General features: G+C 53.0%; 15 protein-coding genes. 10 read left to right on the top strand and 5 right to left on the bottom strand.

All coding sequences use genetic code 11. The features are described 5' to 3' along the window. Window positions 1-267: 267 nt before the first annotated feature. Entirely contained in the window at window positions 268-831 is a 564-nt protein-coding gene (locus tag AB1L42_RS07725) for a hypothetical protein (protein ID WP_367053118.1), read from the bottom strand. 213 nt (window positions 832-1,044) lie between these two features. On the opposite strand from AB1L42_RS07725, the gene AB1L42_RS07730 reads away from it, so the two are divergent. Next, window positions 1,045-1,785, top strand: coding sequence for a methyltransferase (locus tag AB1L42_RS07730; protein WP_367053119.1), 741 nt, complete (start codon window positions 1,045-1,047; stop codon window positions 1,783-1,785). Window positions 1,786-1,819: 34 nt separating this feature from the next. Here AB1L42_RS07730 and AB1L42_RS07735 read toward each other — a convergent pair whose 3' ends face one another. Beyond that, a complete protein-coding gene (locus tag AB1L42_RS07735) occupies window positions 1,820-2,902 on the bottom strand; it encodes a hypothetical protein (RefSeq protein ID WP_367053120.1) in 1,083 nt (360 codons plus the stop codon). Between the two features lie 375 nt (window positions 2,903-3,277). Here AB1L42_RS07735 and AB1L42_RS07740 point away from each other — a divergent pair, with 375 nt between their 5' ends. From AB1L42_RS07740 to AB1L42_RS07760, 5 genes are all read left to right on the top strand, one after another. After that, complete coding sequence (locus AB1L42_RS07740) at window positions 3,278-5,737, top strand: hypothetical protein (RefSeq protein WP_367053121.1); 2,460 nt, start codon at window positions 3,278-3,280, stop codon at window positions 5,735-5,737. A 122-nt stretch (window positions 5,738-5,859) separates the two neighbouring features. Beyond that, window positions 5,860-7,356, top strand: coding sequence for a sulfatase (locus tag AB1L42_RS07745; RefSeq protein ID WP_367053122.1), 1,497 nt, complete (start codon window positions 5,860-5,862; stop codon window positions 7,354-7,356). A 109-nt stretch (window positions 7,357-7,465) separates the two neighbouring features. Next, the gene (locus AB1L42_RS07750; protein WP_367053123.1) at window positions 7,466-8,302 is read left to right on the top strand and encodes a YbjN domain-containing protein; all 837 of its coding nucleotides are present in this window, start codon (window positions 7,466-7,468) and stop codon (window positions 8,300-8,302) included. Window positions 8,303-8,449: 147 nt separating this feature from the next. After that, window positions 8,450-9,421, top strand: coding sequence for an aspartate carbamoyltransferase catalytic subunit (locus AB1L42_RS07755; protein ID WP_367053124.1), 972 nt, complete (start codon window positions 8,450-8,452; stop codon window positions 9,419-9,421). Further along, entirely contained in the window at window positions 9,418-10,713 is a 1,296-nt protein-coding gene (locus tag AB1L42_RS07760; RefSeq protein WP_367053125.1) for a dihydroorotase, read from the top strand. Before AB1L42_RS07755 ends, AB1L42_RS07760 begins: the two co-directional genes overlap by 4 nt. Before the next feature lie 139 nt (window positions 10,714-10,852). Here the strand turns inward: AB1L42_RS07760 and kdsA are convergent, their stop codons facing one another. Continuing rightward, complete coding sequence (kdsA, locus tag AB1L42_RS07765) at window positions 10,853-11,692, bottom strand: 3-deoxy-8-phosphooctulonate synthase (RefSeq protein ID WP_367053126.1); 840 nt, start codon at window positions 11,690-11,692, stop codon at window positions 10,853-10,855. 245 nt (window positions 11,693-11,937) lie between these two features. Further along, window positions 11,938-13,113: a PmoA family protein gene (locus tag AB1L42_RS07770; protein ID WP_367053127.1), complete on the bottom strand. Its 1,176-nt coding sequence runs from the start codon at window positions 13,111-13,113 to the stop codon at window positions 11,938-11,940. A 212-nt stretch (window positions 13,114-13,325) separates the two neighbouring features. Between AB1L42_RS07770 and aroC the strand changes: the two genes are divergently transcribed. The 3 genes from aroC (at window position 13,326) to AB1L42_RS07785 (ending at window position 17,667) form a co-directional block, all read left to right on the top strand. Then, entirely contained in the window at window positions 13,326-14,456 is a 1,131-nt protein-coding gene (gene aroC, locus AB1L42_RS07775) for a chorismate synthase (protein WP_367053128.1), read from the top strand. Further along, complete coding sequence (locus tag AB1L42_RS07780) at window positions 14,449-16,836, top strand: phospholipid carrier-dependent glycosyltransferase (protein ID WP_367053129.1); 2,388 nt, start codon at window positions 14,449-14,451, stop codon at window positions 16,834-16,836. Before aroC ends, AB1L42_RS07780 begins: the two co-directional genes overlap by 8 nt. A 171-nt stretch (window positions 16,837-17,007) precedes the next feature. Continuing rightward, complete coding sequence (locus tag AB1L42_RS07785) at window positions 17,008-17,667, top strand: sigma-70 family RNA polymerase sigma factor (protein WP_367053130.1); 660 nt, start codon at window positions 17,008-17,010, stop codon at window positions 17,665-17,667. Window position 17,668: 1 nt separating this feature from the next. Here the strand turns inward: AB1L42_RS07785 and AB1L42_RS07790 are convergent, their stop codons facing one another. Then, entirely contained in the window at window positions 17,669-18,895 is a 1,227-nt protein-coding gene (locus tag AB1L42_RS07790; RefSeq protein WP_367053178.1) for a metallophosphoesterase, read from the bottom strand. A 478-nt stretch (window positions 18,896-19,373) separates the two neighbouring features. Here AB1L42_RS07790 and miaB point away from each other — a divergent pair, with 478 nt between their 5' ends. Then, window positions 19,374-20,960: a tRNA (N6-isopentenyl adenosine(37)-C2)-methylthiotransferase MiaB gene (gene miaB, locus AB1L42_RS07795; protein ID WP_367053131.1), complete on the top strand. Its 1,587-nt coding sequence runs from the start codon at window positions 19,374-19,376 to the stop codon at window positions 20,958-20,960. Window positions 20,961-21,343 lie beyond the last annotated feature (383 nt).

Below are 21,343 nucleotides of genomic sequence, written 5' to 3' on the forward strand. Positions count from 1 at the left end.
GTCTGTGGAAAAGGTTTCCTTAACGACGAATCTTCACAGCGGTTCTGAAAGGACGTTGTGAACAGGCCTGTGCAATATCTCGACTTGATCCGCGGCGGCGGTCCACGATCTCTTTCCGAACTGTCAAAGTCAGCCAGTAGAGAACTGGTCTCACTCTCTTGATGGATTTAACGGAGAAGCGTTCTCGTAAATCTGTAATGCAGTTGTCAGAAGCGGCGAAGTTCTCGGGACTGCAATGAGTCATACCGTTTATGGCAATTGCGGCGATCAGACAAACGTGGAAGAAAAGGCAATCAGAAGCATCAATCCACCGCAGACGACGCGAGGAAGGATTTTGATTTGCTCTTCTGTGAGGAATCGCGTCAGCAGTCGTGATTCAATCGGTTCAGCGGATTCACGCAGCGGCGCTTTTGGGGTGATGACCGAGCCCAGCCATGCACCTCCCGCCGCACCAGCGACCGCTCCGAGCACAGCGAGCATCGAGCCAACGATCGGGACAGCCATGCCTGCAATGACACACGTCAAACTTCCGAGCCCGGCACCGACGAGAATTCGGCTGCGGCTGGTCATGTCTTTCGTCGCTCGAAAGAGGGAATGTCGTCGAATGGCAAAATTGAAGGAGTCCCCGAGCACAGCCAGCAGGCCGATCAGGCAAATGGCGAACCAGCCTAATCCAAGCCCACTCGGTCGAGCGGGCAACAGCGACATGAACAACAGGCAGTTTGCGAAAATGATCCAATGCCCAGCCAAACGGTAGAAAATCCCCGCCCAGGCAATGAGGTTGGCGATGAGGAGGACTATCGCCGACAGATAATAGATCCAATCACTCATCGTCTCTCCCGTTTCTCTGGAATCGTCCACCGGGAGGATTGTGCTGTTTTCTTTCTTGTCCGAAACTCGAATTCGCATCCAAAAATAGAAGCGACTGCATCGAGTGCGACGGAGAACCTTCCTTCAAAGTCCGGACTGACTTGTCCGGCCAAACTCGCTGTTTGCTGATTCGTTGAAAGAAGAAGTGTTTTCTTGAAGAGAGAAGTGTTGGAGATGGAACGACAGAATGAACACGAGGAGAGTGGCGATCAGCCATCGGCATTCCCTCGATTGTCCGCGGACTTGCAATCGCTTCCGGAGATCCCCGGTGGATGGCAAGACCGAGAGTTCGACGTATCAGGAACAACACTAAAGGTTTTGTGTCCTGCACAACCGGATCTTTTCCTGGATGACGATGAAGTTCTGAAGGCGAACGAGCAAAACGACTATACACCGTACTGGGCGTTTCTGTGGCCCTCTTCGATTACAATGAGTCTGTTGATATCACAAGCGCCGTGGACGCCTGGAACACAGGTTCTTGAGCTTGGATCGGGAATTGGTCTTGTGGGGTTGGCGGGGCTGGCGCGAGGAGATCGTGTGACATTCAGTGACTACGATCCAACCTCGTTGCATTTGTGTCGGATGAATGCAGTTCGCAATGGGTTTTCAGACCCCGCGACGCTTCAACTGGACTGGCGGGAACCGACTGCTCAACAGTTCGATGCAATCGTCGGTTGCGAAGTGACGTATGATGCTCCGTCGCATGGTGTCATCCTGAACTTACTCTCCTTCATGCTCTCGGAAAACGGCGTCTGCTGGCTCGGTGATCCCGGACGTTATCAGTCTGAGAGATTCTATCAAATGGCCCAGAGTGAAGGTTTCTCAGTTCGTGTACTCGACACAGAACTGAACGAGCTGAAGCAGCCAAAGTCTAACGGTTTTCAGATCATGGAACTGCGTCGATCGTCGACCTGACTGAATCCATGAAAATGGAGACATTGAAAACCGATTAGAACGAGGAACTGTTGCTGCGGAATTGTTGATGACATTCTGCACAGGTCGACTGCATTTGATTCAGGCCCTCGCGAAAACCGTCGTAGTTTTCAGTTTTGACAGCTTGCACGCTGGAGAGTGCTCCGTCGACGAATTTGCTTGTCAGTTTTTGATAAAGTTCGGAATCGGCGGAATCGTAGCCGTCTGAACTCATGATCGTTGCTAAAGCCGCCAGCACACGAAGTTCCTGCTCGGTTTTTTCTGAGTCTTCTTTGAGTCGACTTTCGGTGTTGATGTTTGCTTTCAAGTCGTTGATGGAAGCATCGATCCGCTTCATGATGTCAGAGACGTACACGACATCAGCAAAATCGACGACCTCTTCCGCCTCGACATCGTTGACCGTTCCACCGTCGAGAGCGGTGATCAGTTTCAGGTAAGGCTCTTCGGTCGCTGAGAAGGCCGTTCGTCCGGTTCCGTCGGCAGCCATGTAAATTTCGTATCCAAGATCCCGGACAAATTTCGCTCGGGTTTTCCAGTCGTCATCTTCCTGATGAACTGTCGCGATGGCTCCGAGGGCTGTCATCATCGCACCATCAAGAGCAATGGCGTTGATCGACTTGTTGTACGTTCCGACAGTTTGAAGATTCTCTGAGAGTCGATTGCGGATGCTTTTCGTTTCATCGATCAGAATCGGAAGCGGAAGAATCTCTGTCCAATTGGCAGAATCTGACGAAGCAGCCGAAGATGTCGAATCGGTCGGTGGAGTTTCGGGAGTCTGATCCGGAGTCATTTCCGGAAGCTGTTGTGTCGCGTTGCCTGGAGTGTTCGAAGCGAGGCTTGTCGAGTCAGCTGCGATTGTCAAAGGTTGATCGTAGAAGACGTCATAGGGAATCGTTCCGATCCACTGAGTCTCCTTCCGGTTCGGATCAACTTCGGACACATTCGAGTTCGATTCGGAGGGCTGTGTCGCAGGAGTCGAAGTCTTCGGAGCAGGGGCCGTTGCCGACGCCGATTCTGGTGTTGACGTCTGCGGACAACCTGTGAAGGTGATGGATGCGAGCACAATTGCCGCATACGCAAACGGAATCCGGGTTTGCATCGACTGGTTCTGCATTGTTGAGTGGCTCAGTGATTCTAGAAGTTGACTCATCAGATCTGGTTTTCCACCGCGTCAGGTTGAAGCCGGTTGTCTCGCTGGAATTGAATTGTCCGGGAAAACTGCAGTTTTGGCGAGACTCATCGGAAGACTCCTCAAACAATTCTAACGTGCCACGAGAATTGTTATACTGTTCATGTCCTGGGGTCACGAATTCGAGGGAAATTCCCCTCACGAGGGTCTCCGCGATATAATCATTTCAGACATCATATCCCCGAATTTAATCGAAGAGTTGCTATGGACTTCCGCACTTGTCCCGCTTGCCAGGCGTCGGTTCTCGAAGACGATGTGGAAGATTGCCCGTTTTGCGGTGCATCAATGTCTGGGAAACCAAAGCCCGCAACGCCTTCAAAACCTGCAGCGGGGACTCAGAAGGGGGCAGCTCCCAAGGGGAAATCCAAGCCGGAACCGGCGAGTGCTAAGAAACCAGCCGCTGCCGCGAAGAAGCCTCAGCGTCCCGGAAGTGCGCCGGCCGACACTCAAGAAGACGATCCTTTCGAAGTCGATACCTCTGCCGTTCGAAGGGCCATTAAGCTTGCTCCACGCCCCACGAAAACACGGACCTACGAAGTTGTCTGTCCGATGTGCGAAACGTCTGGGTATATGCAGCCTGAAGATGCTGGGAAAGACGTTCAGTGTTGCAACTCGGAATGTATCGTTCCAGTTTTCAAATCGAAGCGACCGAAGATCGAAGCTGTCGTTGAAGAACAAGGCTCCGGCAAGAAATGGCTGATCATCGCTGCCAGTGTCGCTGCGGTCGCGCTGGTCGGTGTCGTCCTCAAGTTCACCGTCTTCAGTACGCCAGAAGATCCGAATGTCGTCGGACCTATCCCAGCTCCTTATTGTCAGGATTGTCCACCTGAGCCTGAACCGAAGGAGTGCGACGACTGTCCTCCGCCGGAACCGAAAGAAATTTCGCTGGCTCAGATTCGCAAAGAATCATTAGACAAAATTTCCAACGTTGCTTTGGATCGGCGTGACAATCGCAATTCGAACGTGGGAACTCAACTCGCCGCTGAAGCTTATGCTGTGTCGGGTGAAATCAATCGGGCGGTCGAACAACTCAAGCGGTTGCAAACGACTGCCCGCAGCATACCCCACTATCAAGTTCAGCCACTTGCAGAAATCGCCTGGGCTCAATTGAAAGCAGGAGACTCAGCGGCAGCTGGGACCAGTGCTGCAGATGGTCTGGAGAAGTCGAGTTCGCTTCCGCCCGGTTTGCGACGTTCATTCGATGCTGCGACATCACTGGCAGGTGCTCTCGTTGCAGTGGGTAAAAGTGAGGATGCAAACAAATTGATCGCAAGCCAGAAAGCCCAAGGGCCTGCGGGGACAGCTTCGGTGATCTGGCGAGTCGCCCTCGATTCTCGAACCTACGACATCGGGCTGGAATCCGAGCGACCCTATCACGTCGCGATGGATGAACCACTCAGAGTCGGAGTCGTGGAAACACTCGTCTCTCACGGTTACCCAGAACAGGCGTTCGCCTTCGCGATGGAAGCGAAAGACGTCGATCAGCGAGACGCTGCTTTGGCAGGTTGGGCAGGTCGAGTTACAGAGCTGCAGCCAGAATCCGCGATTCAGACAGTGACAAATCAATTGTCGAATCAGGAAGTGTCTGATACCGGCAAGGTTCGAGTGTGGTGTGCCGTCGCTTCACATCTGGCATCGAAGGGACTCTCCGGTCCTTCCGAGACCGCATACGCCAAAGCACTTGAGTTGTACAAGAACATTGCGAGTCCCTCAGCTGCTCCGACTCCTTCGATGAAGGACATCTACGATAGTCAAGGGCGGCCTCATCTTGGCTTGCCAAATCCGTCTCCGAATCAGACAGCTGCCTCCGCTTGTACGGATGTCGCCCTCGTTGCATTACAGCTTGGAAAGCCAGAAGAAGCACTGGCAGCTGTTGAGAAAGCAATGGCTCAAACGCGTGCGATGACACCAAGTCCTGCGAAGACTCAAGCACTGTTCGACGAATGTGAACGAAGCGGTGATAGTGTTCGCTATCAGTTAGATTCGCTCCTAAATCTCGGAGGGTCTTCGAGCAAGATTCGTCGGGAGTTTGGAAGATATCGTCTCCAGTGTGAACGTTTGAATGACGTCGCCAAGGAACGACTCGCGTTTCAGGTTCAGTTGCTGCGAGCGGTTGCGCGGCAGGGACTAGTTCCCGAAATCTGGGCGATGGTGCAGGACCGAACGTCCGCTTCTGATGTCGCTGATCAGGAACCGTATTTCCAAACGACTCTGCCAGGTTTCTTGCAGACTCGCGCCAAACTGGCTGGAAACAGCTCACTGAAGAGCGAGATTGAATCAGCCATCAGTGCGACACGCGACTATCCTTACGATCTGGTTGATCTGCGATCGACTCAAATCCAAGAGTTGATTGATCAGAAGAAACTGGACGCAGCGTCGGATCAGATCAAGCAGGTCTATCTCCTCTCGAAGGTGCGAGAGAACCGAAAACAGCTTGATCCAGACGAGCTCGATGTCGCGATTCTCGGGCAGATCGGAGACGTCCAGAAACAAGCGACTGCCGAGGAGACTCTGGTTTTCATTTCCGATGCGTTTGATCCAATTCTCAAAGAAGACGCTGCGATGCTCTTCGGAGGTTATACCGTTCAGGCTGGCACCGCTCCGACAGTTTGGGAGCTTCTGAAAACTCCGCTCGTTCGTGATTTGGGAGCACTCGAACGGACAGCCATCTATCGAGGATTTCTCACCGAGCTGGCTCGGCCAAAAACTGAAGCTCCGGCCGCATCGACTGCTTCCAACAACTGAGACAACCAACCAGCCCGACAGGAGCCTCTTCGATCGCTGCGCACTGTTGCAATTGAATGAGAAGGTTGTTTGAATCGACAAACGAATTCCAGACTTTCGCGTTCGAAGAATAGGAACTGTCGATGATTGCGCGCGACCTTAGGCGAGTGTGTTGGATGGGCTTGTTGGTGCTGACGGTGTTCTCGCCAGTCAGAGCGGCTGAGCCCGATTCCGCTAACGACCGCCCCAATGTTTTGTTCATCGCGATCGATGACCTGAATGACTGGGAAGGTTGTCTGGGAGGACACCCGCAAGCGAAGACTCCGTACATGGATCGACTCGCAGAGCGCGGAACTCTCTTCTCCAATGCACATTGTCAGGCGCCGCTTTGCAATTCCTCTCGAACGGCCATCATGACCGGGCTGCGTCCGTCGTCGACAGGCGTCTACGCCTTGCAGCCCTGGTTCCGAAAAGTCGAAGAACTGCGCGACCATGTCACGCTTCCGCAGCACTTCAAGTCGCAGGGATACAAAACGCTTACAGCTGGAAAGATCTATCACGGAGGTTTTCCACCCAAGCCGGAGCGAACGGCTGAGTTTGATGTCTGGGGGCCGTCAGCTGGCGTTGGTGTTCGTCCTCCGGAAAAACTCGTCACGACACCGGGCGGCAATCACCCGCTCGTCGACTGGGGGACGTTTCCTCATCGCGATGAAGACAAGGGAGACTGGAAGGTTGCAAGTTGGGCAGTTGAACAGCTTGAGCAACCTCAAGAAGAGCCGTTCTTTCTTTCAGTCGGTTTCTTTCTGCCGCATGTTCCCTGCTACGCAACACAAAAGTGGTTTGACCTGTACCCTGAAGACGAACTGATCATGCCAGAGGTTCCGGAAGGCGATCGTTCGGATGTTCCTCATTTTTCATGGTATCTGTATTGGAAACTGCCGGAAGTTCGGCTTTCTTGGCTGAAAGAAACCGGTCAATGGAAACCTCTCGTTCGGGCCTATCTGGCTTCTGTCAGTTTTGTCGACAGTCAAGTGGGACGCGTATTGGATGCTCTTGAAGCAAGCGGACACGCTGACGATACCATCGTCGTTCTGTGGTCAGATCATGGCTGGCATCTGGGAGAGAAAGACATCTCTGGTAAGAACACCTTGTGGCATGAGTCGACCCGTGTTCCTTTGATCTTCGCCGGGCCCGGAATTCAATCTGGGGAAATCTGTTCGCAGCCGGCAGAGCTCATCGACATGTATCCAACTCTGGCTGAGTTGTGCGGTCTTCCAGCTCCAGAAGGCTTGGACGGACACAGTCTTGTTCCGCAACTGGAAGATGTGACCACTGCTCGCCAATGGCCAGCCATCACCACACACAACCCCGGAAACCATTCCGTTGTGACGGACCGCTGGCGATATATCCATTACGCCGACGGCTCCGAAGAACTCTACGATCTGAAGAGTGATCCCAACGAATGGACCAACCTCGCCACGTCGGCAGCTCATGCCCAAACGAAGTCTGAACTCGCAAAGTTGTATCCGCGCAACGATGCCTCTCCCGCACCGGGCAGCAAGTCTCGCTTGCTCATTAAGGAGGGAGATCAATGGCTCTGGGAAGGCGAACCAATCATTGATTCCGAGTTGGAGCGGTAGAGACCGAAATTCGGGATTTTGCTGATTGACGAATTTCGACATAGTACCGACTTAACGTCTGTCGTCGCGTCCTGAGGACTGTCGAACTACCACCACGAACAGGTTATTCATGAGAATCTTGAGTCTGATTGTTTTGTTACTGACTGTCGCTGCTTCGCCTCTTATCGCGCAGCAACCGGAATCTTCACAGATTAAGTCGCTGGAAAACTTGATGCAGTTTTTCCAGAGAATCGGAGTCAACAGCCAAGCCGATCTGGAACAGGGATTCATTGCAATTCCCGTGAAAAAGGAAGCATTTGAGGCGGTTCACGTCGTCCGCTGGGCGACATCGGACGGTGTCGTTCACTTCATTCAGGTGATCCCACTCAAGGTTGCTCCGGAACGCATTGCAGCGCTCGAATCAGCTATCGTTCGACTGAATCACAGCTATCCGGTCCCTGGACTTGGGTTCAATCACGAAACTGGAACCTTGTACTTCCGGATGACTGTTCCCTTCGCGCCGGCGGGATATCTGACCGAACAGGAGGCTCAGGAGTATTTCGGGTACTGCATCAATCAGGCTTATCAGTTTGTTCCGACGCTGACGGAGCTCATCGAGGGACGCGTCGAACCGGAAAACGTTCTGCAATATCATCGGCAGGTTCTTCAAGATTCACTCGGTCCCTACGGAATCTGGAAGAAAACCGCAGCTGGCAGTGAATGGACGTTGATCTTAAAAGCCAACGGCGAAACCACACTTCAACGCGATGGAGAAGTCGTGGTTGACTCGATGGCGAAAGTTGAAGGGACGACAGTTACCTTCGATGACATCAACGGAGCACTCGCGGCCGACGACTCAGGAGTCTACGACTTCACAGTTCAAGGTGGACAACTGGTCTTCGTCAAGAAGAGCGACACGAGCACCGGGCGAGAACAGATTCTGACTGGTGACGCCTGGACGCGATAAGTTCACTCATTGAGAAACAACAGCCAGGGATCGAGCAAGAGAACGAGGCAGGGCAGCGGACAAAAGGGACGACGAGGATTGATGCTCTGATGTTCCCAAGTTATCATGGCTCCGTCTGTCCAATTCTCTTGCTGTGATCCCTTCCTGATGTCTGTTTCGAATGAGGCAACTGCGCGCATTGAGCGATGGAATCGACGTCATTTGCTCGGCCTTCAGCATCTCGACGCGTCCGAAGTGGAATTGATTCTCGATCACGCTGCTTACTTCAAAGAATTGCAGAGCACACGTGTCAAACTTGAACATCTCAACGGCTGCGTTGTTGGGAATCTGTTCTTCGAACCTTCGACGCGAACGAAAACAAGCTTCAGCCTCGCTGCCAAACGTCTCAGTGCTGACACGATCGACTGGACTGCCACCGGCAGCAGCGTTTCCAAAGGTGAAACCTTTATCGACACCGCCTTGACGATCGAGTCAATGGGTGTCGATCTTATGGTCATCCGACATAGCTCTCCGGGCGCACCAGAGTTGCTCTCCAAGCATTTGAGAGCAGGAATTCTGAATGCTGGCGATGGTACACATGAGCATCCCACACAGGGTTTGCTCGACATTTTTACGATCCGTGAACAGCTGCAAACACTTGCTGGAAAAACGGTCACCCTCGTCGGAGACATCAAGCACTCGCGGGTTGCCAGATCAAACATCTGGGGACTGAAAGCTCTGGGGGCAAACGTGATTGTTTGCGGTCCTCCAACGCTGATTCCCCCGGAAATTGAGAGGCTGGGAGTCGAAGTCGCCCATCGGTTCGACGACGTGCTTGAGCGCTCCGACGTGATCAACCTGCTACGAGTGCAGTTCGAAAGACAGCGAGGGGCGTTCTTCCCGTCGATTGCGGAGTACGCACACCTGTTCGGGATGAACCGCAGTCGTCTGAAGAAATGTCATCCAGACGTTCTCGTCCTGGCGCCCGGACCGATCAATCGAGGAGTGGAAATCACTCCAGATGTCGCGGACGGGGGGCATTCTCAGATTCTCAATCAGGTAACGAACGGGCTCTTCGTGCGGATGGCCTGTCTACATCTTCTGGCACAAACTCAGATTCGAGACAAGGGAGTCGAATGAGTGCCTTGCTGATTCAAGGTGGTCGGCTGATTGATCCTTCACAGGGAGTCGATCAGAGTCGCGATTTGTACATCGAGAACGGACGGATTCGCTACGAGGCCCCGGCACCGTCAGTCAATGTTGAAACGATTGATGCGAGAGGCCTGATCGTTTCGCCCGGCTGGATTGATTGTCACGTTTCGTTCCGGGAACCGGGGAATGAAGAAGACGAGACGATTGAAACTGGGGCAGCCGCAGCTTTGGCCGGGGGATTTACCACGGTCTGTAGTCTTCCCGACACCTTTCCAGTGGTTGATAGTCGGGCATCCGCAGAGTTTGTAGTCCGTCAGTCCGAGCGTGCGAGAAAGTGTCGCGTTCATCCCCTGGGTTCGGTGACGAAAGGACACTTAGGCGAAGAACTCGCCGAGATTGGTCATCTTGTAGACGGAGGGGCAATCGGATTTTCGGATGGAAAACGCCCCATCTCGAATCCAGAGATCATGCGTCGATCACTCCAGTACACGAGCATGTGGAATCGACCCATTCTCAACCATGCACAGGTTCCCGAACTCGTGCATGATGGAGTGATGCACGAAGGGTTTCATTCGACCGTTCTGGGGCTTCGCGGGATGCCAGCGGCGGCGGAAGAAATCATGGTCCGTCGAGATATTGCTCTCGCAGAAGACACTGGCGGAAAAGTTCACCTCATGTCGATTTCGTCGATGCGTAGCGTGGAGGAGATCCGGCAAGCCAAGTCCCGGAATATTCAGGTTTCTGCCGACGTCGCCCCGCATCATCTGTTGCTGACGGATGATGGGCTTTCAAGCTACGACACGAACCTGAAGGTCAACCCGCCGTTTCGGACCGAAGAACATCGAAAAGCTCTCATCGACGGTTTGAGAGACGGGACAATCGCGATGATTTCTTCCGATCATCAACCCCTGGCTGAAGAGAAGAAAAGCCTGGAACTGGATCACGCTCCGTTTGGCATTTCCGGATTGGAAACGGTTCTTCCGTTGTGTTGCCGAGCGCTGATCGAACCCAAATATCTCTCGTGGTCCGATCTGATCTCAAAGCTGACAGTCGGCCCCGCGAAGCTGTTCGGGATGAATTCCGGAACTCTCGCCAACGGTGCGATTGCTGATGTCACCATCATTGATCCGAATGAAACTTGGACGATTCGAGCTGAGAATTTCCTGTCGAAAAGTCGAAACAACCCATTCGACGGCGAGACCGTACAAGGCCGTGTGAAGTACACGATTGTCGAAGGTGAAGTTCGCTACCGACAGGATGAAGTGAGTCGTCTCGCGTAGTTGATCGGGCCGACGACTCTGCCACTCGCCGGGCTAATTTTCCGGCTACTGTTGGTGCGTGCACGATCTCGCACGAGCAAGCACAGCCTTTTATCTTGTGAAACAGCGCAAGCGAGTGCACAGGAAAGAGCAACTTGCTCTATTCTTCAAAGCTGTTGACGAGTGTTCGAATCTGCGTCAGTTGCTGAAGAATGGTCGGCATGTCTTCAATGCGAATTTGGTTGGGGCCATCGCTGAGTGCATTGTCCGGGTCCGGATGGGTTTCCATGAACACGCCGTCGCATCCGCAGGCGATGGCGGCGCGGGCGAGTGTGGGGACCATTTCGCGATTGCCTCCGGTTGTGCTTCCTCCGGGGCGTTGGACACTGTGGGTCGCATCATAAATCACCGGACATCCCATATTCTGCATGATGGGGATGCATTGGAAATCGTTCACGAGACGACCGTAGCCGAATGTCGTTCCACGCTCTGTCAGCAGGATGTCATTCTGATTGAGGTACTCACACTTTCCGACAGCATGAATAAGGTCTTCCGGAGCCACAAATTGTGGCTTCTTGATATTGATCACTCGTGAGTGTTTCACAGCTGCCTCGGAAGCTGCTGCGATCAAATCGGTTTGCCTGGCCAGAAAGGCTGGGATTTGCAGAATCGAGCAGACCTCGGCGACAGCTTCAGCCTGATCGGGAAGGTGAAGATCGGTTGTGACGGGGAGTCCTGTTTCGTCGTGGACAATTTTCAGGATGTCCAATCCCTTCTCCAACCCCGGACCACGAAAGCTGTCGATGCTGGTCCGGTTGGCTTTGTCGAAACTCGACTTGAAGACCAACTGGAACTCGTGAGTGCTGGCGAGATCGGCAAGGCGAAGGGCGGTCTCCCGGATCATCCGTTCGTTTTCGATCACGCACGGACCAGCGATGACCAGTAGCGGCTTTTGGCGACCACACTGGTATTGAGCAACACTCACGGGATTGTTGGGCATGAGACGTCCGTTTCTCACAGAATAAAAGTGAATCGGCAACGACTAACTGAAACATCACTTAAATAGTGTACGCGGAAAACCGCACGTTCGAAGCTAAAGTAAGACTGAGTTTTGTGTTGTGTGACCTGACCGGAACTCGACTCTCTTCGTCTTTCCGGTGCATTCATTCCAATGCCAAGAGATGATCTTAATCGATCGCGACAAACTCCGTCCATTACGGCATGAGGGAGGCTGTTGCAGTCCTGCTATTCGCTCACCGATTCGACGAACTCTTCGTAGATCTTCTGGATGTCTTCGTTCGGGACTTGGCCAGCATGTACGAATAAACCGTACTTGAACTGAAGTGAGTCTTTTCCTCGCTGCATGACGCGGTGGTGAGCTTCCTGCGCATCATCTCGACCCTTGGTGTACGCTCCCGAGCCGAATGGGTTGATCGCAAACAGCCCGTAGTTGCGAACGTGATAACGTGATTTCCAGGGGTTTTGAGGGTGGTCCATCAGTGTGACGCCAAAGACATGCCCATCGATCGGCCCGCTGTAGTCGATCCACGGAGTTTCCCGTCCCCATGAAACATCGCTTCCAACCTTACCTGCGGCATTGGTGACTGGTCCTCCGGAAACCATTTCCCGCATGCTGTTGGGGAGTCGAATTGCAAACATTCCCTCTTTCGTGTCACCAATTTCGACTTCATCGGCGACTGCTCTCAGAGTGACATCGTATGTCATGAGACGATTTGCATGGATCGAAATTCGCGTCGACTCTTCGAGGAGAGGTTCTCCGTCTCCATCGAGCCAATGGTTTTTGACTTGGATCACTGCCGGGTTTCCAGAAGCTTCGACAAGTTCCACGCTGATATTACGAATGATTCCATCTTCGTTCCAGAACTTGATTCCGTTGACTTCGTCGACGGACAACCAGACACCTTTGTGATGCGGATGGTCGTAATACAGCGGACTCTTTCGATCTTTGACGCCAGTCGGGTTGTCATTGATCAGTCGAGTGACAGTTGAAACGACTGGGGCAACATCGGACTTGCTCAGCCAGCCACTCAATTCAGGAAGATAGACTCGATCGTTCTCGACGGTCGTCACCGTGTAAATGTCTCCCAGCGACGGAGCTTCGACCTCTGCAGCTGCCTGTTGTTCGATGACAGTGGGGTTCTCTTCGGCGATGATCACCTGCTTCCCGGCAACTCCGGGTTCATCGGTATCGTCGGCAGCTTCCAGAATTTCAAAGCCTCCAGGAGCTGTGACGGGGAGCACGAATGGCTTTTTGCGTTGGGGATCGAAGTTGAAGACGGCGAAAACTTCCCCATCGATGGTCGCTTTCACGCTCATCGCGTTCTGCTTAAGTTCCACCGGTGCGGCGACGGCAAAATTCGAACAGAGTGAAACCACTGCCAGAGTGAGGAAGATACGCATAGTTGACTACTCAGGTGGGAAAGTTGTTGGGTATTGAGGCCGTGCTTTCGATTGAATCCGGTTGATGCGTTCACGTCAAGTCGGCCACTTCAATTCTCATCAGGAATTTTCCGAGGCTCGATCTTCGGTGTTGATCGTCGCTTTCTGATCAGAGTTTTCAGATCAGAAAAACTGACTCGCCAACAGAGTGGGGTAGCTTCTACAATCCGTCCATGCCTGGAAATACTTTTGGACAACTGTTTCGTATTACAACCGCCGGTGAAAGTCACGGTCCGGGGAACGTCGTCATTGTGGACGGAGTTCCGCCTGGAATTTCGATTTCCGTCGATGATTTGCAAGTCGATCTCGACCGGAGAAAACCGGGACAAAGCAAGATTGTCACGCAAAGAAAAGAGTCTGACCGTCCCGAAATTCTCTCGGGAGTTTTCGAAGGGAAGACGACCGGAACAAGCATCGCCATTCTGATCCGCAACGAAGATCAGCGAAGCCGTGATTACTCGGGAATCAAAGACCTGTATCGCCCCGGTCACGCGGACTACAGCTTCGACGCCAAGTATGGTTTTCGTGACTATCGCGGAGGTGGCCGCAGTAGTGCTCGCGAGACAACCGCTCGTGTCGCTGCTGGAGTGATTGCGAAGAAACTGATTCAAGAAGAGTTCGGCGGAGAAGTCATCGCGTACGTCAGCCAAGTTGGTGATATCCAAGCACAACTCGATGACATTGCGAACTTGTCTCTCGATCAAGTGGAGAAGTGTGCGGACGGCTCGGCGAACATTGTTCGCTGTCCCGATCCAACTGCTGCAGAACAAATGATCGCCTTAATTGATGAATGCCGCAAAGCAGGCGATTCCATTGGAGGCGCTGCCACAATCGTTGCGAAGGGGGTCCCTGCTGGCCTCGGGGAACCAGTCTTCGACAAGATTAAAGCAGACTTCGCCAAAGCTCTCTTCTCTCTTCCAGCAGTTTTGGGAGTGGAATACGGCATCGGCTTCGGGTGCGTGAACATGCGAGGCAGCCAGCACAACGATCTTTTTACGACATCCGATGATGATGGCTCGAACAAGATTGTGACAAAGTCGAATCGGCACGGAGGAATGCTTGGTGGGATTACCACCGGCATGCCAATTGTTTTGCGAGCTGCTGTGAAGCCGACGAGCAGCCTTCCGATTGAACAAGAGACCGTAACACGCGATGGAAGTCCAGCGACCATTCAGACAAAGGGTCGCCACGATCCCTGTTTGTTGCCACGCTTCATTCCGATGGCGGAAGCCATGATTGCCATCGTGCTTGCCGATCACTGGTTGAGATGGAAAGCACAGAAGCGGGGCACAAGCGTTGACTGAGAACGTCCAGACGGAATTCACGGCTGGGGACCGGGAGAGCTCATTTCAACGGTGGCTTCCCGGAATCTGTCTGATCTGGATCGTCGTGTTCTGGTCGCGTTTTCTCCTCAGCGATCTTCCGAATCTCAGCGATCCGAAAGATCCAACGCTGCGACTCGATGTCCTCTTGAATCTTCCGGGGATCGCGTGGGAGGCGATGTTTTCACCGCCAGCTCCAGGGATTGAATCGGGACTGAAATATCTTTCAGAACGTGTGGGAGTGATCGTTCCAGCACTCGGAATTCTCGTTTCCGCTCTAGCCTTCGGACGCTTGCTGCTTCGGTCTCTCGGACTCATATCACAATTGAAGCCCGTAGAACGCTTCGGCATTTCGGCTGGAGCAGGCCTTTCGGTCGTATCGCTATTGACGTTGGGGTTGGGCTGGTTCGGGTTACTTTCGCGTGGACTCTTTTTTGTCGCGCTCGGACTTCCGATTCTCTTTGAGGCATATTTTCTTCTGCGAAATTCAGAACGAAACGGAAGCGAATCGACGGGATCGAAAAACACTTCTTCGCAAACAATCACGATGGGAATTCTTGCGTTTCTCCTGATGGCGGTTCCGTTTCTGGTGTTGATTGTGCTGGGGGCGATGCTTCCGTCGACGGACTTCGACGTGAAGGAGTATCACCTGCAGGGACCGAAGGAATACTTTCTCGCAGGTCGAGTTCAGTTCTTGCCACATAACGTCTACACGAGCTTCCCATTTCTTACTGAAATGCTGTCGCTGTGTGGAATGGTCGTGAAGAACGACTGGGCAACGGGTGGTCTGGTTGGCAAAACCGTCTTGGCTGCTTTTGCGCCCATCACCGCTTGCGGAGTTTTCGCAGTCGGAAAAAGATTCTCCGGTTCTTGGGCTGGGGCGATCGGAGCAGTCTGTTACCTGTCCACGCCCTGGGTGTTTCGCATCTCGACGATTGCTTACACAGAAGGAGCACTTTGCTGCTATGTGGTTCTGACTTTCCTCGTTTTTCTGAAATGGCTCGACTGGACGAAGAGTGAGGAACGTGAAGCTGTCCTTGGAGAGCGTTGGGCCTGCCTAGTCGGGTTTCTCGCGGGGAGCGCGATTTCCACGAAGTATCCGGGACTCGTGCTTGTCGCGATTCCATTTGCCATCGCGATCGGTGTCGTCACTTTCCTGCGAATGCGCAGCTTGAATTTATTGTTTCGCCATGCTGGTTGGTTCAGCCTGGGAGTAGCTGTCAGCTTCGGTCCTTGGGCATTGAAAAACACAGTCGAGACCGGGAACCCAGTTTACCCATTGGTGTATTCAGTCTTTGGAGGAACTGACTGGGGAGAACAACTCGACGAGAAGTGGAAGCACGCGCACGGGCGACCTTCTGCTTTGATCAAGAGTCCGTCGCTGATGGTTTCCGAACTGAAAGCGAATGCGATTGATGTCACGATTCGCAATGATTGGCAATCTCCGCTCTTATTCGGTCTCGCTCCGCTGGCCCTTTTGTTTTGCTATCGACGTTCGGGGATCTGGCTGACGTTCGGCTACTTAGTGTGGATTCTGCTCACCTGGTACACGCTGACACATTTGCTGGACCGGTTTTGGGTGCCGGTCTTACCAATCGCCGCTATTCTGGCTGGAATTGCGGGGCATGAGTTGTGCGTGCGGTTCTCATCGCGTCGGCTTCCCGAGAGTGCTTTGGGGCAAGTCATCCAGCGATTCGGGGTTTCGTGCTTGTGCATCATTTTCGTCGGGACCTTGGTCTTCAATTTGGTCTTCGTCACGGCTGGACTCGCTGGCAATAATGCGTTTCTGACGAGCTACCGATCGATGCAGCAGCTGACCCATTCGGTCCCCATGGCAATCCGTATTGCGGAGGAGTTTGTTGGCCCCGACGACAATGTTTTATTCGTCGGTGAAGCTCAGGTCTTCGACGCGGATTTTGACTTTCAATACAACACAGTCTTCGATCGCAACCTACTCCTGCTGCTGACCACGAAGAACGCGGAAACAGTTCCCAGCGAATCAATTGCGAGTGACTCTGAAGAATGGGACCTGCTGCCTGCTGAAGAGATTCGAGAACGGTTTTCTCAAGAAGGTCTGACGCACGTTCTCGTCAATTGGAATGAGATTCTGCGATACCGGACGACCTACGGTTACACCGATTTTGTGTCTCCGCAGCGAATACAGCAACTTGTCGACGCGGGAGTTTTACAGGAGATCACTTTGCCACCTCAGGTGACTTTGAGAAACTGGGACGCATTGAATGACTCATATCAGGCAGAAGTGGAAAAATGGGGACCGGAACTAAAATCAACTGGTCTCGACGGTGTCTCCCGAGTGAAACTGTATCAACTCTTCAAAGTCCGAGACGATGAAAGTTTGTGACGCTTCCATTGTTGAATTGGTGTGAACAAATTTGGTGATCATCACCAGAAGTAGGTTTCGAGAGGTGCTGCGAAACCATCAAGATGGACTAAACTGTTTGGTGAGGTGTGTGGCTGTGTGCACTCGTGCGACTTCGAGCCATCTCACTCAACCTGCTCAATCAGGAACGCCATGTCCGAAAACTCCATCTGGCCGCAACATGAGATTACTCAAAACCTCGTACGCGAAGTCGCGAACGGGAACGAGACGGCCGTCAACGACTTGCTGGAGCGGCATCGTCAAGCGCTGCGCCGATTGATCCACTTCCGTCTCGATCGCCAAATCGCAGATCGAGTTGATGCCAGCGATGTTGTGCAAGACGTTCTCCTCGAAGCGAGTCGACGCCTGAAAGATTACGTCTCCGATCCGAAGATGCCGTTTCACCTGTGGGTTCGGCAACTCGCCCAAGACCGGATGATCGACTTACACCGTCGACACCATGCTCAGAAACGGTCCGTCGACAAAGAGCAGAGGTTGCAATCGCCGGCATTTGGCGATCGCTCTTCACTCAATCTCGCTGCGCAGCTACGAGATGATCAACTGACTCCCGCCGCGGCGATGATTCGCAAGGAACTCGAAGAACGATTCCTTCAGGCTCTCGAACAGTTGGACGAAAACGAGCGCGAAATCATCGTGATGCGGCACGTGGAGCATCTCGGGAATGGAGAAATTGCCGAAGCACTTGAACTGTCACCGGCAGCGGCAGGCATGCGGTATCTTCGGGCGATCCGCAGACTCAAAGCGGTTCTCACAGCCTCAGATTCGGATTCAGAGTCTGCGTCCGAATCATGACTCAGGAAGAATGACGTTCGCCGTGAAGCGTGATTCTCGTGACCTCCGGCAGGCATCGAATCCGCAGTGGGTGTCGTCCGGCGAGTCCTCGCGAAACGTGCATCATCGAAGGGGGTTCATCGAATAGTCCCGAAGCATATTTCGTGTCGTGTCGACTCGGAGAGTACAGCGGGCCAATGATCGGCAGTTGCACCTGTCCGCCGTGATTGTGCCCCGAAAGCACGAGATTGACTCGCTGTTGCTTGGCTGATGAAAACCGGTCCGGTGTGTGAGCCAACAGCAATTTGAAATCAGCAGCAGTCGAAAATTTCGGCTCCTCACCCATCCAGGGAGTTTCATCTCCCCCGATTTCAAGTCGGCTACCATCGACGTCGAGCATCACGGTACGAGATGAGACATCGACCCAGTTCAGGTCGGTGATCGCCTTTCGGATTGATGCTGGCTCCTGATACCAGTCGTGATTTCCGAGAATGAAGTAGTTGCCCAGTCGTCCCGTCAATTTCCCCAGTGTGTCCGGAATCCAGTCTGTCAGAGGCTGGCTGTCGATCAGGTCTCCGGTAAAGCAAACGAGGTCAACGGAGTCGTTGGAAATGATCTCGCACACTTCCACGAAGAATTCTTTGGTGATCGTTCCGAGAAAGTGCCAGTCGGAAATGTGCAGGATCGTCAGCTCCTCAAGCTCTTCGGGGAGCCCCCCGAGGTGGAATGTTTTCTCGTTAAATTCCACGCGAAGTTGTTCATTCCCCGGCAGACGGGCCAGCCGTTGATATTTCCCTGAGCTCACCAGGGATGAATTCGTCCGGTTGGAAATCTCTTCAACGCGAGACTCAGTAACCACCATCGTTGAAGGGCTCTGTCTCAATTGATATCGAATCGTTTGGACAAGCAGCTTCGCCAGACCGATTGAGCAAAACCCGACAAGCCCCCACATCCACGGATTCAAATTTTCCCAGCTTCCCCCGAAAAGTAGGCCGGGACCTGCGATCCCCAACCAGAAGACGAGAACGACGGGAACGAGCACCACGAAAAAGTCATGCACGATTCGCAGCTTCTGAAGGGTTGAGCAACGTTGCGGGAATGAATGTGTCCAGTTGACATAAGTGACCCACAGAGCAGCATTTCCGATCGAAAGCAGCCCCAACACAATCAGATTGGTCACGCTCCAGAAGACTGATGAGGTCTGGATAGATGTGGCTGCCAGAACACCAGATGTGCAGATGTTGAGCATTTCAGCCAATGTCATAAGGGTTGAGAACAGAGATGGCCACCGCTTGGTGAGTCAACGCGGACGAGTCTATCGCATTCACAAACCTTTGCCTGCCTGAGACGCACAATTTCGACAGCGAATCAGCTAATGTTCACAAGCCACGTAAATTCAGGGTTGGTGATGTTCATGTATCGGGCATCAAATCAAATTCTGCCGTTCTGACTTCTTGAAACTGGATCGAGTGAGGCTAGAGCATGTTCTGATTTTGTGAGTACGATCTCGCACGAGCAAGCACAGCCTTTTAACTTCTGGAACAGTGCAAGCGAGTGCACAGGAAAGAGCAACTTGCTCTAGGCCCGCAATTCCCCAAGACTTTTCCGGTCTGATCGTTTAACATTCGCCGAGCGGAGATCGCCCGATTGTTCTTGTATTGCTGGCGATGTTCGCTCATTTATTCCTGCAACTTCGACGATTTCACAGCCACTCACCCATACTGACAATGTCTCAATCCAACACTCCCCACAACGGCAAACTGTACATTGAAACCGTTGGCTGCCAGATGAACGTTCTGGACAGCGAGCTTGTCGTGGCTGCTCTCAAGCAACAGGGGTACGACCTCTGCGACGATCCGAATTCCGCAGACACGATTCTGTTCAACACGTGCAGTGTCCGCGAGCACGCTGAGCACAAGACCTACAGCTCAGTCGGTCGCTTTAAGTACGGGAAGCGAAAACGCCCCAATCTGGTGATCGGAGTCATCGGCTGCATGGCTCAGCAGGATCAAGACAAGGTCTTCCAGAAAGCTCCGCATGTCGACCTTGTCGTCGGGACCGGTCAGCTTGCTGAAATTCCGACACTCGTCGACGAGGTTCGCAGCACGCGCAAGAAACAACTGGCCGTCTCACTGAAGCGAAAAGAGGGAAGTCGGGACGAAGTCGCTGGCAGCTTCGAAAGCTACGATCCGCTCCGAGATCCGACAATGCGTCCCAGCCCGTGGCAGGCGTTTGTAAGAATTATGATCGGCTGCGACAAATTCTGCACGTATTGCGTGGTGCCGAACACCCGCGGTCCGGAGCAGTCGCGATCGCCTGTTCAGATTCTTTCAGAGGTGAAGACACTCGCCAATCAGGGGGTGAAGGAGATCACGTTTCTCGGGCAAACGGTCAATTCCTACTCACACACCGAAGGGGGCAAGACCTATCGCCTGAGCGATCTCATCGCCCTCGTGCACGACACTCCCGGAATCGAGCGGATTAAGTTTGTCACGAACTATCCGAAAGACATGACGGTCGATCTGCTGGAAGCAATCCGCGACCTTCCGAAAGTCTCTCGCTACTTGCATGTCCCTCTACAGCATGGTTGTGATTCGCAGCTGAAGCTGATGAAACGAGGATATACGGTTGCAGACTACCGAGAAATGATGGGGCGCATCCGTGAGTATCTCCCGGACTGTTCCGTCTCCAGCGACTTCATTGTCGGATTCTGTCAGGAGACAGAAGAGGCATTCCAGAAGTGCCTCGACTCCGTCAACGAGTTTCGCTTCAAGAACAGCTTTATTTTCAAGTACAGCCCTCGGCCTGGAACCAAGGCGTTTGCTCTGTACGAAGACGACGTCCCAGAACTGGTCAAAAAACGACGTAACAACGAACTTCTCAAGCTGCAAAACGAAATCAGTGGTGAAGACAACGCTGAGTTCATCGGTCGTAAAGTGGAAGTCCTCGTAGAAGGTCCGAGCAAGTGGGCCAACAAGGAAACTCGAAAAACGGAGGATTCCTCCTCAACGCAAAACCTTCCAGGGTGGCACGGCGGTGCGGAACCTGTTGGAGGTTCAGAAGCAGCCAAAGAGCCAGAACTAATCCAGCTGGGGAGTGACTCTCCTAAGGAAACGATCTCGGAGCCGACTCAACAACAGCTCGTCGGTCGAACAAAATGTGATCGCATCGTCGTCTTTGAAGGGAACCCGAGGTTGTCGGGAACTTTGGCGGACATCGAAGTCTATGATGTCACGCAGACAACTCTTCTCGGTGAAATCGTCACACACCATCTTCAGCCCGGGTCATCACCCCTCTTGCCGATCCTGGGATGATCGATTTGCAACACACTTGAGTGATCTGAAATCATCTCGCGGCTGTGGTTGCGGGCATGAGATTTCGGACAGGTGTAAACAGTTGTTTCCACAATGAGTTACCGACGTTTGGCGCGTTCTAAATTAGTCGTCGTCCCATTCTGTGAAAGATTTCGACAGACATTCGCGGGTTTCCGATGATGCGTTTTTGCATCATCGTGTTGCAACGCTCTCGACAAACACTCCCTTATTGATGTCCATTGTCATGAATGTTCTCTGTCGTCTGGACGAGATAGTCCACTGCTTCGCATGACACGACAGGAAAAATTCACACCCCGTACCGGTTTTCGAATGAGCAAGTTTGTCGTGTTGCTTTTTTCGGACGACGACCTGTGAAGAAGAGA

The organism is Thalassoglobus sp. JC818 (genome assembly GCF_040717535.1).
Lineage (GTDB): Bacteria > Planctomycetota > Planctomycetia > Planctomycetales > Planctomycetaceae > Thalassoglobus.